The organism is Janthinobacterium saanense, assembly GCF_014200675.1.
Taxonomy (GTDB): Bacteria; Pseudomonadota; Gammaproteobacteria; order Burkholderiales; family Burkholderiaceae_D; genus Janthinobacterium.
The window spans coordinates 72,360-86,306 of record NZ_JACHCI010000021.1; the positions used below are offsets into that span (position 1 = coordinate 72,360).

15 protein-coding genes are annotated in these 13,947 nt (G+C 60.9%); 9 read left to right on the forward strand and 6 right to left on the reverse strand.

Going from position 1 to position 13,947, the window contains the following annotated elements; translation table 11 throughout:
* Positions 1 to 258 precede the first annotated feature (258 nt).
* The 3 genes from HDE72_RS22825 to HDE72_RS22835 all read left to right on the forward strand — a co-directional run bounded on the left by HDE72_RS22825 (position 259) and on the right by HDE72_RS22835 (position 4,265).
* On the forward strand, positions 259 to 762 hold the full coding sequence (locus HDE72_RS22825) for a sigma-70 family RNA polymerase sigma factor (RefSeq protein WP_183746243.1): 504 nt from the start codon (positions 259 to 261) through the stop codon (positions 760 to 762).
* A gap of 3 nt (positions 763 to 765) precedes the next feature.
* Entirely contained in the window at positions 766 to 1,740 is a 975-nt protein-coding gene (locus tag HDE72_RS22830; RefSeq protein WP_183746247.1) for a FecR domain-containing protein, read from the forward strand.
* Positions 1,741 to 1,814: 74 nt separating this feature from the next.
* Positions 1,815 to 4,265, forward strand: coding sequence for a TonB-dependent receptor (locus HDE72_RS22835; protein WP_183746251.1), 2,451 nt, complete (start codon positions 1,815 to 1,817; stop codon positions 4,263 to 4,265).
* A gap of 6 nt (positions 4,266 to 4,271) precedes the next feature.
* Here the strand turns inward: HDE72_RS22835 and HDE72_RS22840 are convergent, their stop codons facing one another.
* A complete protein-coding gene (locus tag HDE72_RS22840) occupies positions 4,272 to 4,823 on the reverse strand; it encodes a cytochrome b (protein WP_183746254.1) in 552 nt (183 codons plus the stop codon).
* Entirely contained in the window at positions 4,820 to 5,890 is a 1,071-nt protein-coding gene (locus tag HDE72_RS22845; RefSeq protein WP_183746257.1) for a catalase family peroxidase, read from the reverse strand. The genes HDE72_RS22840 and HDE72_RS22845 overlap by 4 nt, the downstream gene beginning before the upstream one ends.
* Before the next feature lie 217 nt (positions 5,891 to 6,107).
* On the opposite strand from HDE72_RS22845, the gene HDE72_RS22850 reads away from it, so the two are divergent.
* On the forward strand, positions 6,108 to 6,458 hold the full coding sequence (locus HDE72_RS22850; RefSeq protein WP_183746276.1) for a CzcE family metal-binding protein: 351 nt from the start codon (positions 6,108 to 6,110) through the stop codon (positions 6,456 to 6,458).
* A gap of 14 nt (positions 6,459 to 6,472) precedes the next feature.
* Here the strand turns inward: HDE72_RS22850 and HDE72_RS22855 are convergent, their stop codons facing one another.
* Positions 6,473 to 7,315 carry an SDR family oxidoreductase gene (locus HDE72_RS22855; RefSeq protein ID WP_183746279.1) on the reverse strand — a complete coding sequence of 281 codons (843 nt, stop codon included), beginning with the start codon at positions 7,313 to 7,315 and terminating at the stop codon, positions 6,473 to 6,475.
* 98 nt (positions 7,316 to 7,413) lie between these two features.
* Between HDE72_RS22855 and HDE72_RS22860 the strand changes: the two genes are divergently transcribed.
* Entirely contained in the window at positions 7,414 to 8,319 is a 906-nt protein-coding gene (locus HDE72_RS22860; protein ID WP_221291369.1) for a LysR family transcriptional regulator, read from the forward strand.
* Here HDE72_RS22860 and HDE72_RS22865 read toward each other — a convergent pair.
* Entirely contained in the window at positions 8,313 to 9,257 is a 945-nt protein-coding gene (locus HDE72_RS22865) for an AraC family transcriptional regulator (protein ID WP_183746282.1), read from the reverse strand. The genes HDE72_RS22860 and HDE72_RS22865 overlap by 7 nt on opposite strands.
* 159 nt (positions 9,258 to 9,416) lie before the next feature.
* Here HDE72_RS22865 and HDE72_RS22870 point away from each other — a divergent pair, with 159 nt between their 5' ends.
* The 4 genes from HDE72_RS22870 (at position 9,417) to HDE72_RS22885 (ending at position 11,993) form a co-directional block, all read left to right on the forward strand.
* Entirely contained in the window at positions 9,417 to 10,262 is an 846-nt protein-coding gene (locus HDE72_RS22870) for an SDR family oxidoreductase (protein ID WP_183746285.1), read from the forward strand.
* A gap of 12 nt (positions 10,263 to 10,274) precedes the next feature.
* Positions 10,275 to 10,688 carry a GlcG/HbpS family heme-binding protein gene (locus HDE72_RS22875; protein ID WP_183746288.1) on the forward strand — a complete coding sequence of 138 codons (414 nt, stop codon included), beginning with the start codon at positions 10,275 to 10,277 and terminating at the stop codon, positions 10,686 to 10,688.
* 83 nt (positions 10,689 to 10,771) lie between these two features.
* The gene (locus tag HDE72_RS22880; RefSeq protein ID WP_183746292.1) at positions 10,772 to 11,389 is read left to right on the forward strand and encodes an NAD(P)-dependent oxidoreductase; all 618 of its coding nucleotides are present in this window, start codon (positions 10,772 to 10,774) and stop codon (positions 11,387 to 11,389) included.
* A 70-nt stretch (positions 11,390 to 11,459) separates the two neighbouring features.
* Entirely contained in the window at positions 11,460 to 11,993 is a 534-nt protein-coding gene (locus tag HDE72_RS22885) for a superoxide dismutase family protein (RefSeq protein ID WP_260176871.1), read from the forward strand.
* Between the two features lie 68 nt (positions 11,994 to 12,061).
* Here HDE72_RS22885 and HDE72_RS22890 read toward each other — a convergent pair whose 3' ends face one another.
* Together HDE72_RS22890 and HDE72_RS22895 are read right to left on the reverse strand one after the other, a co-directional pair.
* Complete coding sequence (locus tag HDE72_RS22890; protein WP_183746295.1) at positions 12,062 to 13,033, reverse strand: glycoside hydrolase family protein; 972 nt, start codon at positions 13,031 to 13,033, stop codon at positions 12,062 to 12,064.
* Between the two features lie 377 nt (positions 13,034 to 13,410).
* Positions 13,411 to 13,947 (reverse strand): hypothetical protein, encoded by a 537-nt coding sequence (locus HDE72_RS22895; RefSeq protein WP_183746298.1) that lies wholly within the window; start codon positions 13,945 to 13,947, stop codon positions 13,411 to 13,413.

Genomic DNA, 13,947 nt, shown 5'->3' on the forward strand with positions numbered 1-13,947 from the left:
ATATGTTGATCAAGGTGTCGTGATTCATTATCTAAAAATGATCAATGAGGTATCTGCAAAATCATCGCACAGCATCTTGTAAAACCCATCGCTTGCCATCTGAGATAGCACAGCTCGTTCATAGCCGGCATACGCCCCGCATAGGCTGCGGCAGTAGCACATGCCACGCGACTTCGATATAATAATGAGAATTATTCTCAATCAGGTTTTATCCAAGTTCCCGCTCCAGGACCTTGTGGCTACGTTCCAGGAATCGTAATGGCTGACAGCATCGCCCCTGACTTTATCAGCAATATGTATCGCCAGAACCATGGCTGGCTGCTGGGCTGGTTGCGCAGCAAGCTGGGGAGTGCCGTCGATGCCGCCGATGTGGCGCAAGATACTTATGTGCGGGTGATCGACACTGGCCGGCTGCCCGAGTATGAGCAGCAGTCGCGCGCTTATCTGGCGCGGATTGCGAAACACCTGGTGGTGGATCTGCAGCGCCGGCGGCGGCTGGAATATGCCTACCTGGAAGCGCTGGCGCATTTTTCTGCCGACCAGATGCCGTCGGTGGAGCAGCGCGCCATCACGCTGCAAACCCTGTGCCTGCTCGATGCGGCGCTTGACCGCCTGCCCTTGCGTGTGCGCGAGGCATTTTTACTGTCGCAATTCGATGGCCTGACTTACCAAACCATTGCCGAGCGCATGGGGGTCTCGCTGGGATCGGTGCGCAAGTATATGTTCCAGGCCGCGCAAGCCTGTTTTTCGGTGATGGTCTAGTCCTTGGAGGCATCGAACGACATAGTATCGGCCGAACACCGTCAACAGGCCCTGGAGTGGCTGGTGACCATGTGGTCGGGCGAGGTCACGCCGGAAGAGCAGCTTGCGCTGAGCAACTGGCGCCAGGCGGCGCCCGAGCATGAGCTTGCCTGGCTGCAGCTAGCGAAGATGGCGCAGCGCTTGCGTAGCGTACCGCCACAAACGGCCGGGCTGACCTTGCGTGAAAGTGGCCGCCGCAATCAGCGCCGCGTGCTCTTGCGTGGCTTGCTGCTGGTCTGCGGTGGGGGCGCTGCGGTGTACACCTTGCGTGGCAGTTCGCCGTGGCAAACCATGACGGCGCAATATGCCACTGCCACCGGCGAACGCCGCGATCTGGTGCTGGCAGACGGCACCCGCATCAGCATGAATACGGCCACCGCCTTCGATGTCCACTTTGACGCCGGCTTGCGGCGTATCGATTTGCACAAGGGTGAAATTCTCGTCACCACCGCGCATGAGCCGGCCACACCTCATCGCGACTTTGTGGTGGTCACCAGGCATGGCATGGCGCGCGCGCTGGGCACCCGCTTCACCGTGTATCAAGGTGGCGAACATACCCGGGTGGAAGTCTACGAGGGCGTCGTCGAGGTGCGGCCCCGCTTGAGCCCGGATGCGCCCCTGCGCCTGCCCGCAGGCAGGCAGCTGCGCTTTACGGCGGCAGCGGCCGATGCTGTGCGCGCGCTGCCGTCGGATTACCCGGCGTGGCTCGATGGCGTGCTGGAAGCGGAGCAAATGCGCTTGCAGGATTTCCTGGCAGAACTGGGGCGTTACCGTAAAGGGGTGATCCGCTGCGACCCTGCCGTCGCCAATGAAGTGGTGTCAGGGCGCTATCCCTTGGGCGATACCGACAAGGTGCTGGCCGCCCTGGAACAAGCCTTGCCGGTGCGCATCAGCTACGCGACGCCTTACTGGGTCACAGTGCAGGCGAAAAAAAAGTAAAAAATGGGTAGATCTTTTTTCTTTTCATTCGGGATGTAGATATCACCCTCTTGATTTGAAAGGATAGACTGTTCATGTTGCAACAACCGCTCCCATTCCGCCGCCGTCATATCGTCCAGGCCATCTTGCTCGCGGGCTTGTCGCTTGCCGCCGCCTCCACCACCGCTCTTGCCCAGGGCGCAAACCCGGAAACGCGGCGCCACGTCGAGATCGCTGCAGGCACGCTGGACAGCGCGCTGAACCGTTTTGCGGGCAGCACCGGCATCTTGCTGGCCATCGACGGTAAGTTGACCGCAGGCAAAACCAGCAATGGCATCCGTGGCAGTTACACGCCCCAGGAGGGCTTGGCCGCCTTGCTGCACGGCAGCGGGCTGGAAGCCTTGCCCCAGGCGGACGGCGCTTACGCCTTGCGTAAGGCGGTCGCTACGCAAAGCACCATGCTGCCGGAAGTGGTCGCCATGAGCGAAGATGACAGCAGCCCGGCCAGCCGCGTGCTGATCAACGGCGCCCGTGGCGAGACCCCGCTGGCCGGCGGGCGCCTGGCGCGCAGTGGCGGCCTGGGCGTGCTGGGCTTTGCCGACCTGATGGATACGCCGTTCAGCACCACCAACTATACCGCGCAAATACTCGAAGACCAGCAGGCGCGCACCCTGGCGGACGTGGTCGTCAACGAAGCATCGGTGCGCACCATGACCTCGACCGGCGGCTTCAGCGAAGATTTCCAGATACGCGGTTTCAATGTCACCAGCGGCGACGTCGGCTTGAATGGCCTGTATGGACTGGCCTCGTCGAACCGCATGCCCACCGCCTTCATGGAGCGCGTGGAAGTGTTGAAAGGTCCGGGCACCCTGATGTACGGGATCAGCCCGAACGGCAGCATAGGCGGCAACATCAACATCGTCACCAAGCGCGCCAAGGATGAAGCTATCACGCGCCTGACGACCACCTACGAAAGCAAGTCCTTGCTGGGCGGCCAGCTCGACGTGGGGCGCCGGTTTGGCGAGAACAATGCCTGGGGCCTGCGTTTTAATGGGGTGTACCGCAACGGCGACACCAATATCGACAATGGCCAGCAGCAATTCGGACTGGCCGCGCTGGCGCTGGACTACCGCGCAGCCAATCTGCGCTGGTCGGTGGATGCCTACGCGCAACGCGAGGATACCGACAATTTCCGCGCCCAGATCGGTTTCCGGCCTGGCATCACCCGCCTGCCGGCAGCGCCTTCCGGCCACCGCGCCATTTATGAAGGCGCCGACCTGAAGATACGCGACTCGACGATCGCTTCGCGCCTGGAGTACGACTTGTCGCCACAAGTCATGCTGTACGCCGCTGCCGGTTATCACTATGGCGCCAGCGAACAGGATTTTCCTTCCGCGCGCGGCATGGATGCGATGGATGAGAAGGGCAATATCCGCGTCAGCAGCGCCTGGTATGACGCGGCCTCGCGCAGCAAGACTGGCGAAATTGGCGCCCGTGCACGCTTTAATACACAAGGCATCGAACATATGCTCAGTTTTTCCGCTTCGCGCCTGGAGCAGGAAGCAGGCAGTTTCTATCTGCCGGCGCCGGCGGGCACGGCCGTCGATTCGACTATTTACGCGCCGCTGCCGGTCTATCAGCTCAGCGGTAATCGTGTTTCACCGAGCAAGAATTCGGCGACCCAGCTGACCAGCATGTCTTTAACCGATACCTTGTCCTTTGCCGATAACCGCATCTTGCTGACTGCCGGCCTGCGCCAGCAGAAAGTGCAAGCCCAGAACTTCAACGCGGCGGGCGCGGTGACTACTTCGTATGGCGAAAGCGCGGTGTCGCCGATTGCCGGCGTTGTCGTGCGCCCCTGGGACGATGTGTCGCTGTACGGTAACTTTACTTCCGGCCTGACGCGCGGCTCGACGGCGCCGCTCGGTACGGCCAATGTGGGCGAAGTGTTTGCGCCATTCAAGTCGAAACAGTATGAAATCGGGCTGAAGGTGGACCGTAACAAGGTCATCAGCGGTGTCTCGCTATTCCAGATCGAGCGCCCGAATGCGATTACCGACCCGATCAGCAATATCTACAGCATGGATGGCAGGCAGCGTAACCGTGGCCTGGAATTGTCAGTCGTTGGCGAAGCCGTGCGTGATCTGCGCCTGATGGCCAGCGCCACCTTTTATGACGCCAAGCTGCAGCGTGCGGCCGGTGGTCTGAACCAGGGCAAGGACGCGATTGGCGTGCCCAGGCACACGCTCAACCTGGGCGCCGACTGGGACCTGCCGGGCGTAACCGGTCTGAGTGTGAATGCGCGCGCGATTTACACGGCGGCCACGCCGTATGACGTGGCCAATACGCTGGAGATGCCATCCTGGCAGCGCTACGATATCGGCGCACGCTACCGCACCACGATCCTGCGCACGCCGGTGGTACTGCGCGCCAGTGTAGAGAACGTATTCAACAAGCGCTACTGGTTGTCCAGCAGCACCTTGTTGACGGTCAGTACCGCCGCTGCACCACGTACCGCGCTGCTGTCGGCCCAGTTCGATTTGTAACGGTGTTTATTCGTCTTTTGGCCTGCGCTTGCGGCGCAGGCTGATGGCGTCGAACACGCCATCACGCAGCAGCAGCGCGTGGACCAGGCCGGCGAGGATGTGGCCCAGCACCAGCACGAAGAACAGCTCGCCCAGCACGGTATGCAGCGAGCGCAGCAGGGCGTAATGGGCCACATTGGGCGCTAGCAGCGGCGGCAATGTGGCTCCGGCCAGCAGTGGCAGCGGGAAGTTGCCGGCCGACAGCATGGCCCAGCCGATCAGCGGCATGGCCAGCATGCAGCCGTACAGCAGCCAGTGTGACCCATGCGCTGCCAGGCGCAAGGTGACCGGCAAGGTCGATGGCAATGCCGGCACGGGGCTGAACAGGCGCAGCAGCAGGCGCAGCACGGCCAGTAGCAGCAGTGCCAGCCCCAGCGGTTTGTGCAAGTTGAGCAAGGTCACATGCCAGTGTGAAACGGTCGCCACCATGCCGGTGCCGATCAGCAGCATGGCCAGCAGCAAGGGCGCCATGGTCCAGTGCAGCAGGCGCAAGGTCAATGAAAAGCGCGGTGATGTCATCGTGATGCTCCTGGTGTAGCGTGCAGCGCCGCCTGTTCGCCGGTGCGCAGATTGTAGGAACGGGCATAAGCGCCGGAACGGGCGGCCAGCAGCGGGTCGTTCGACACCTGTATGCCGCGCGGCAATACGGTCGGGTCGAAATTGATGTCGCGGCAGGGGCCGTCATCTTGCGCGACCGTGCTTTCCAGGGTCAGCACGCCGGCGTCGATCACCTGACGGTCGTCTGGCCAGGCGATGGTGGCGTCGTTGCCGGGATCGCCAGGCTTGGCCAGTTGCAATTGCAAATGCCAGCGTTGTGGCCCGGCGCGCAGGCGTTCTGCCAGCTCATCCTGCAAGGCGTTCGGATCGCTGGCTGCGGCAGGCGAGAGCGGTGCGGCGTTGGCTTCTGGTAATACCGACCAGCGCGCAAGATGGTGCACGCCCTTGCCATCGACCAGTTCGAACGCATTGATGCTGTAGAAACGGGTGTTGGCAAACGAAGACGTCGGCGGGTGGCCCTTCACCCATAGACGGAAGGCGGACGATTCGGGATGGGCCGCAAAAAAGGCTGGCAGGCGCGTCGGGTCCGGTTTGCCCGTGCCTGGCACGGGGCGCGAAGCTTGCAGGTTGTCATAAAAACCCTGCGGCGTATTGACGATGAAGACCGGTGTGTTGTTCATGCCGGTACGCCACTGTTCACCGTTGGACTGGGTGAATTGCAGCGCCAGGCTGCGCACGGGGCCTGCCGTGTCCGCCACGGCAGGATTGCCACCGGGAACGGCGAAACGGCCGATCACGGGCGTGCGCACCTTGTCAAACACTGCCGCGCTGGAATAGGGCGTGCCCAGTCCATTGCCTTCAAAGTAGCCGGCGACACACATGCCCTTGGCATGGTTGCGGCGAAAGCCTGGATGCTGACCAAAGTCGGCATGAAAATTGTCGATGATGAGGACAGGGGTCAATCGGTCTGGGCTCAGCCAGCCGGCTGCGTAGGCATACGCTGCCACCAGGGCCGCGCCCGTGACGGCAATGACGGCGAGCGGCAGCATGCGTGCCAGCTGCTTGCTGCCTGTGGGGGGGATGGGCATGGGAAGTTTCCTGCAATGGGATGGAGGTCCTATTGTAGGCAGTGAAAAATGACGCGGAAATGACGGAGAAATGACAGTTTCGTCATTCCGGCAGCGAGGCCTGGGCTGTCATTTTTTTGTAATGGTCCTGTCATGCCCAGGTCAGCGGGCGCTCCTTACACTGGTTTGTATCGAGACAAGGATCTCGATTAACACACCAACCATCAGGAGCAGGACCATGTTGAATTTGAAACGCGCCGCTATCGTTCTGGCCATCACCGGCTTTGCTGCCGCCACCCAAATCTCTGGCGCCCAGGCGGCAGGCTGGGCCGGCGCTTCCGTCGATTACGGCACGCCAGTGACCACCGGTATTGCCGGCCGCGTGATCACTGTCACGGCAGATACCAGCTATGTCAGTGTCAGCAATGGCGAAACCGTGCAATTCAAGTCCGGTGACAAAATGTTCAGCTGGCATTTCGACACCTTCCCGGAAGAGGCGCGCTTCGATTTGTCGAAGATTGCCCCATCCGGCTTCACCGCCACACCGGTCCTGGTCTATGTTGCCAGCAACCCCCTGTACCGGGGTTGATGGCAGTTTCAGTCTTACGCTGGCAGCGAGAACAAGCCGGTAGTTAAAGCACGATATTCTTGTTCCGACGAGCTGCGGCGCGCATCGAGCAGGGCGGCGATATCGCGGGTCGGCGTGTAGCGCAGTTGCTTGCTGCCATCGGTGGCCGCCTGGTAGATGGCTGCCACCACGGTATCCACCGCATCGGCGTCCGCTGACGCGCCCAGGCCTGCATACAGCGCGCCCACGTGTTCCAGGAAGGGCGTGTAGTCTGCGATGGCGGCGGAGTCGGCGCTTTCCGTGCCGACCCTGGCCATGAAGCCCGTTTGCATCGCGCCGCCCGGTTCGACGAGCTTGACCTGGATGCCCAGTGACGCCAGTTCGTGCGACAGCGATTCGGAATAGCCTTCCAGTGCAAACTTCGAGGCGCAGTACAGCGAAGCCATCGGGAAACCGATGGCGCCGGCGCCCGAGCTGACGTTGATGATGGTGCCTGCACGCTGGCTGCGGAAGTGCGGCAAAATCGCCCGCGTGACGTCCATGACGCCAAACAGATTGGTATCGAACTGTTTTTTGATGGCGTCGCGCGTCAAGCCTTCGAACACACCGAACAGGCCGTAGCCTGCATTGTTCACCACCACGTCGATCTTGCCGAAGCGTGCGATGCCAGCGGCAATCGCCGTGGCGATGCTGTCGCTATCCTGCACGTCCAGGCGTGTCACGAGTACCTGGCCAGCCTCGGCCACCCCAGTCGGCGCCTGTTCCGGCGTACGCATGGTGGCGATGACATTCCATCCAGCCTTGGCAAAAAAATGGCTAGCCGCCTCACCGAAGCCGGACGAGGCGCCGGTAATCAAAATGGTTTTCACAGTGGTCATACTCAATTCTCCTTGGATTCGATGCTGCTAATGTACGGGCTAATGATTGATGATGTAAGCTAGCCAGTACTGAACAGACTGATGAAGGAAACCGTACAGTGGAAGATTTGGGATTGCGCGCCTTGAAAGTCGCGCAGGCGGTGGCCACGCATGGCAGTTTCCGGGGTGCAGCGCGTGAGATGGCCATGTCGCCCTCGTCGGTCAGCCATATCGTGGCCAATCTGGAAAGTCATCTGGGCATCCGTTTATTCCTGCGCAACACGCGCAGCGTTTCCTTGACGGAGGCGGGCGCTGCTTTTCTGGGCCGGGTACGGCCCGCCTTGAGCGAAATCACGCAGGCGATCGACGGCGTGCATGCCTTGCGTGACCGGCCCAGCGGACTGGTGCGTATCAATGCGTCCAGCTGGGGCGCCGACCGTTTGCTGCCCATCGTGGTCGGCTTCATGCGCGACTTTCCTGACGTACGCGTCGATCTGGTGACGGAAGGGCGGCTGGTCGACATCATCGCCCAGGGCTTTGACGCAGGCTTGCGTCTGGTCACCATCGCGCCGCAAGATATGGTGGCCTTGCCACTGGGCATACCGGAGGCATTGATCATCGTGGCGTCGCCAGCTTATCTTGCTGCCCACGGTACACCGGCCACGCCGGGCGACTTGCTGCGGCATGAATGCATACGCGCACGCATGCCCAGCGGCAGCATCATGCGCTGGGAGTTTTCCGCGAGCCCCACCTTGCCGGAAATCGACGTGAAAGGACGCTTGCTGCTGGGCAGTACCTTGCTCGCTGCCAAGGCCGCCGCCGCTGGTGTGGGTCTCGCTTGCGTGGAGCAGCGCGAAGCCCAGCCCATGCTGGACAACGGTAGCTTGCTGCAAGTGCTGGCGGCATGGACGCCGCCCTTCGATGGGGAAGCCTTGTATTACCCGCGCATGCGCTTGCCTTCAGCGGCGTTCCGGGCGTTTATCGATTACGTCAAAGAGTGGAAGCGACTGCAGGCCGGTCAGTAAGCTGCCACGTGTTGCTCCTGGCGCGCTTGCAGCGCGCGCTGGTAGTGCCTGGGGGAACGTCCGTTGATGCGCTTGAAGGCATTGCTGAAGGCGCTCTCCGAGCCATAGCCGAGCGAGGCGGCAATCGCGCTGACGGACGTGCGCTCGCTGCGCAGCAGGCGTTCAGCCAGGCGCATGCGCCACTCGGTCAGATAAGCCATGGGCGCTACGCCCGCGATGTTCTTGAAATAGGCGCAAAAGGTCGCGCGCGACATGGCGGCCGCTTGCGCCAGCTCGGCCAGCTGCCAGGCGCGTCCCGGATCGCCATGGATCAATTGCAGGGCGGGCGCCAGCCGCCGGTCGCCGATGGCGCGCAGCCTGCCGCTGGCGATCGACTCGGCGTTCTCGAAATAGGCCCGCAGGATTTGAATCAGCATCAGATGGGCCAGCTGCGCAGACGCGGCAGCGACGCCCGGATGGTTGCCGTCGCGCTCCCTGACCAGCTGCTGCAGCAGCCAGTGCAGCGAGGGCGCATGTGGCGATGTCGCCTGGATATGTATCAGCGGTGGCAATTCATCGAGCAGCAGCTGCGCATTGTCGTCGGACAGATCAACCTTGCCGCCGATCATGAAAAACTCCTCTCCGGCGCCATGCCGCGCAATCGCACCTTGACGCTTTTCTAATAGTTGCTCCAGGTCGATGGGCGCCACATCGAGACTGCTGGCGATGACATGGGGACGCGCCGCGCGCAGCAGGAATACATCGCCTTCGCTGACCGCGACCGGCGCGTCCTGCCCCTCCAGCACCAGCCAGCAGTGTCCACGCACGATGCCCCAGAACTTGAGCTTGTCGGAGCTGGGGATCGCCACCGCCCATGGCCCGCCAGCGATCAGCCCGCCGGAAATCACCGACTGCGCGCTCAGCAGTTTTAACAGGTCGGAAAAAGGATCGAGCATCATATTCAGATTTTAGCGCATGAATCATCGACGCTCAAGCATTCAAAATCTTGTGTGGAGGGACTATTCTTCAGTCTTCCGGCGCTGGATGCTGTTTTCAACAGACGGCGATTCAGCGCCGGTCCATGAAGTATCCAACGGCATTACTTTGAAAGGCATGAGATGACACAGCAACGTACCTGGTTTATCACCGGCGTCAACAGTGGCTTCGGCCGTTTGATGACGGAACAATTACTGGCCCGCGGCGACCGCGTGGCAGGCACCGTCCGCAAGCTGGAAACGATGGCTGATCTGAAGCAACAGTATGGCGATCGTTTGTGGCTGGCCCAGCTGGACATGACGCAGACGCAGCAGATTCAAAAGGTGGTGGGCGCCGCATTTGACGAGCTGGGCAAGATCGACGCCATCGTCAGCAACGCCGGTTACGGCTTGTTTGGCGCGGCTGAAGAACTGAGCGATGAGCAGGTGGTGCATCAGCTGGCCACCAATCTGCTGGGTCCCATCATGCTGGTGCGGGCCGCCTTACCCCACTTGCGGGCGCAGGGCGGCGGCCGCATCATCGGCCTGTCGACCTTCGGCGGCCAGGCAACCTTGCCGGGCGGATCGTTGTATCACGCCAGCAAATGGGGACTGGAAGGTTTCCTGGAGTCTATCGGGCAAGAACTGGCCGCTTTCCAGATCGGCGTCACCATCATCGAGCCGGGCAGCGCCCGTACCAATTTCCGCCACGGCGGCGCGCAACTGGGCCAGCCGCTGGACGCTTACCAGGGCACACCGGCAGCGATGGTGCATGCCATGCTGAAGGACACCTCGCGTCTGCCTCTGGGCGATCCGACAAAGATGTCCTCCATCATCATCGACAGCGTGGAACAAACGCCTGCGCCCAGGCGCATCGTGCTGGGCAGCGATTCCTGGGGCATCATCCGCAAGGCATTGACGGAGCGCCTGGCGGCCGTCGAAGCGCAGCAGGAGCTGGCCGCGTCGACCGATATCGTGCCTGGCGCCTGAGAGGAGTACAACATGTCTTTAAACCTGGAAATTGCACAGAGCATGATCGCCGCCAGCCAGAACAAGGCGCGCTCGCTGGGCATTGCGGTATCGACCGCGATCGTTGATGCAGACGGCCGCCTGTTTGCGTTTGGACGCATGGAGGGCACGCACTGGCTGTCGATCGAGGTTGCCCAGTCAAAAGCCTACACGGCTGCGCTGCTGCGGCAGGATGGCGATAAATTGCAACAGATGCCTGCTGCCACGATTGCAGCCTTGTCCGTGATGCAGGCGCGCGCGATATTGCCGATGGCTAGCGTGACAGTCTTGCGCGACCAGCAAGGCCAGTTGATCGCCGGCATCGGTTGCTCCGGCGTGGGGTCGGCCGGGGCGACGGATGAACAGGATGGCGAGTGCGCCCGTGCCGCACGCGACGCGTTTATTTAAGCAAGCAGGGTAGGAACTGACGGGTGCCACTGTCTGGCGGCGGTCGCCATTTTCCCCATGGATCAATGAAAAAGGGGCAGTCGATGAAGGTTTTGGTTCTTGGCGCCAATGGCAGGACGGGCCGCCTGGTGGTGGAGCATGCTCTTGAACTGGGCCATACGGTGAGCGTGCTGGTGCGCAATGCCGCACGTTTCCAGCGCGCCGGCGTGCGTGTGATCGAGGGCAATGCATTGAACGGGGAAGATGTGTTGCTGGCCATACAGGGGCAGGAAGCGGTGGTGGAGTGCATCGGCGGCGTGGCGCCGTGGAAATATCAGACACTGGAGCGTGTAGCCATGCGCCATATCGTCAGCGCCATGGACAGGGCGGGGGCACGGCGGCTGGTGGTAGTCTCGGCGATGGGTGTTGCCGATAGCGCGCGGCAGGCGCCGTGGTGGTATCGCTGGCTGCTGATGCCGACATTCTTGCGCGGCATCATTGCAGACAAGAATGCGATGGAGGCCATCGTGCGTGAGAGCGCACTGGACTGGGTGATTGCACGCGCGCCGGTCCTGATCGATGGCCCGGCGATAGCTAGCGTGCACGTGCTGGAGCAGGGCGAAACCGGCCGCGCAGTGACGCGGGCTGATCTGGCGCTATGGCTGGTGCAGCAGTTGCAAGGCAGGGCGTATGTGGGCCAGGCGGTGGTGATGGTAAATTGATTTTGTGTCCGATTGAACCTTTTGCCGTGTTGCAGGCATAAACGGTTAATTCCACACTCAAGGATTCACAATGAAATTTTTCTACCCTGCCATGATCGGCTTTACCGCACTGGCGCTGAGCGCCTGCGCTACTACGCCCGCCAACTTGCCGACTGCCCAGGCGCAACTGCAGCCGACGGCAGGCAACACCGCCACTGGCCTGCTGACGGTGGTGCAGCAAGCTGACCATCTGAGCGTGTCGCTGCATGCGCAAGGCGTGCCGCCGGGCTTGCATGGTTTCCATGTGCATGAGCATGGAGATTGCAGCTCGGCCGATGGCAGCAGCGCCGGTGGCCACTTTAATCCGACCAAGGAAGAGCATGGCGGTCCGCACGCCATGCATCACCATGTGGGCGATTTCGGCAACGTGACGGCGGACGCCAATGGCAATGTGGATTTTACTATCGATATTCCGCTGACGCAGCTGACCCTGGACCCGGCTGCGCCGAATGCGCTGGCTGGCCGCAGCGTGATTTTGCATGCAGTCGCGGACGACTTGCAGACTCAGCCGACCGGCAATTCGGGCGCGCGCCTGGCGTGCGGCGTGGTGACGTTGCAGAAGTAAATAGGCAAGAAATTGACAGGCAACAGGCCAGCGTCCGGGAAACCGGCGTTGGCCTGTTGTGATTTGGCTTATTGCTTGGCGGTATTGAACGGCAAGGACAGATAATATTGTCCCAACTCCGTCAACTGGCCGCTGGCGCCCAGCAGGCTGGTGAAGTGCGGATCGGGACTCATGCGGCCGATAAACCAGGCATAGCGGAACACGTCGGCGCGGCCTTCGCACAGGGCCACCATCTCGGCCATCTGCGCCTTCTGTTTCGCCACCGTATCGATTTGCGCGCCGTCATTCTGGCTATGCCAGTTGGCCATTTCCGTGACCCAGAATGGCTTGCCGTATTTGAGCAGGCGATCGAGCTGGCCGCCCAGGCCATAGTCATACCAGTGAAACGCCAGGTAGTCGATCTGCGGATTACGCCCGTTATTGGCAGACTGGTAGGCCGCATAAAAAGCGTCCAGCCAGACCACGGGATCGCTGAAGCCCTGCATGGTGCCCCAGGTGATGGCCGGGCCGACCAGCTTGACGCCGGTACTGGCGGCTACCGCCTCATAGCGCGGCCACAGGGCGGCAGCTTGTTGCGGCGTCAAATTGGCCTGGTCCGTCAGGTTCGGTTCGTTCAATAACAGCAAGTACTTGATGCCGGGATTGGCCTTCAGATAAGTGACCGTGTCGGCATCGTTGAAATTGCCATTCCACAGCATCGGATAATAATCCATGTTGTAGCGCGTGGCGTAGTCACTTGGCACCGCGCTGTTGGGACGGCTGCCCCAGTTGTACCACCAGCTCACGCCAGGCAACAGCGCCGAGAAGTCGGCAGGATCCGACAAGTCATAGGCGATGCCGCGCTTGGCGCTTTTTGGCGCCGCCGCGGTAGGGGCTGGCTGCGGCGCCGGGACGGCGACCGTAGTATTACCAGCGAGCGCAGCAGGGGTATTTGATGTACCCCCGCCACAGGCGCTCAGTCCGCCTGCAGCGGCCGATGCAGCAAGCAATTTCAACCATTGCCTGCGGCGCTGGTTTTCCAGTTCGAAGAAGGTGCTCATATGATGGCGATCTCGCAAGATGTGGTTGGTGAAATATTGTGAGCCTGGGAAACAAAAGCAATAAATGCAAATGTTTCCGTAGCGCAATATATTATAGAGAAAGAAAAGCGCCGCACGCGTGTAGCGGGGAATTTATTTTTTTAGGGAACGTTGATGGAAGGGCGTCTGACGCGCCGCATTCACTGTGCATAGCTTGAACGAGCATTGATGCCGCTGTTGTTCGGCATCACAGCAAAAGGTCAGCCAGGTTGGTATTTATTTCGATGGACGGGCTATGCAGGTGAGGCTATGCATAACCCTGTGACATCGCTTAGTTAAGGAAGGGGCGTGCATGAAAGACAGGATCGATATACTACAGGCTATGTCTCAGCTAAGAGTTACATCATTACGTCGCCACCAACTGAGCTTTCCGGGTCGAAGGAAAATACGCGCAATTCCGGTTGAGTGTCTTCGCCGCGCATGATGCGCACGGTAATAACGAATGACAGTTCCCAGCGGCCGGAGGCATAGCCTACGTCCAGATTGTGTTTCCATTCCTGGCGGATATGGTGCAGCGGCGGTTCGGCCGGTTCACCCAGCAGCTTTTGGATCTCAAAATCCAGCGGCAAGTGATAGGTGGCGCCCACAGACTGAAGAAATGGCGACGGTGGTGAATAAATGGTGGGGACCTTCGGACCGATCTGTGTCAGTTGCGGCAAGGTGATGATGCAGCAATCGACGATCTGGAACGAGGTGAATCCACTATCCTTGGAGCCGCAGCAGGTGACATCCAGATATACATGCTGGCCTTTCTGGAAGTGCACGCCGCCCATATAGGGACCGTGGCGAGGATCGGCCGTGCCATCGCATGAGGTAAAGCTGTAGTCGAGCTGGTTGGTGATCTGGTCTGCATCAAAATGTACGGATAACTTCAT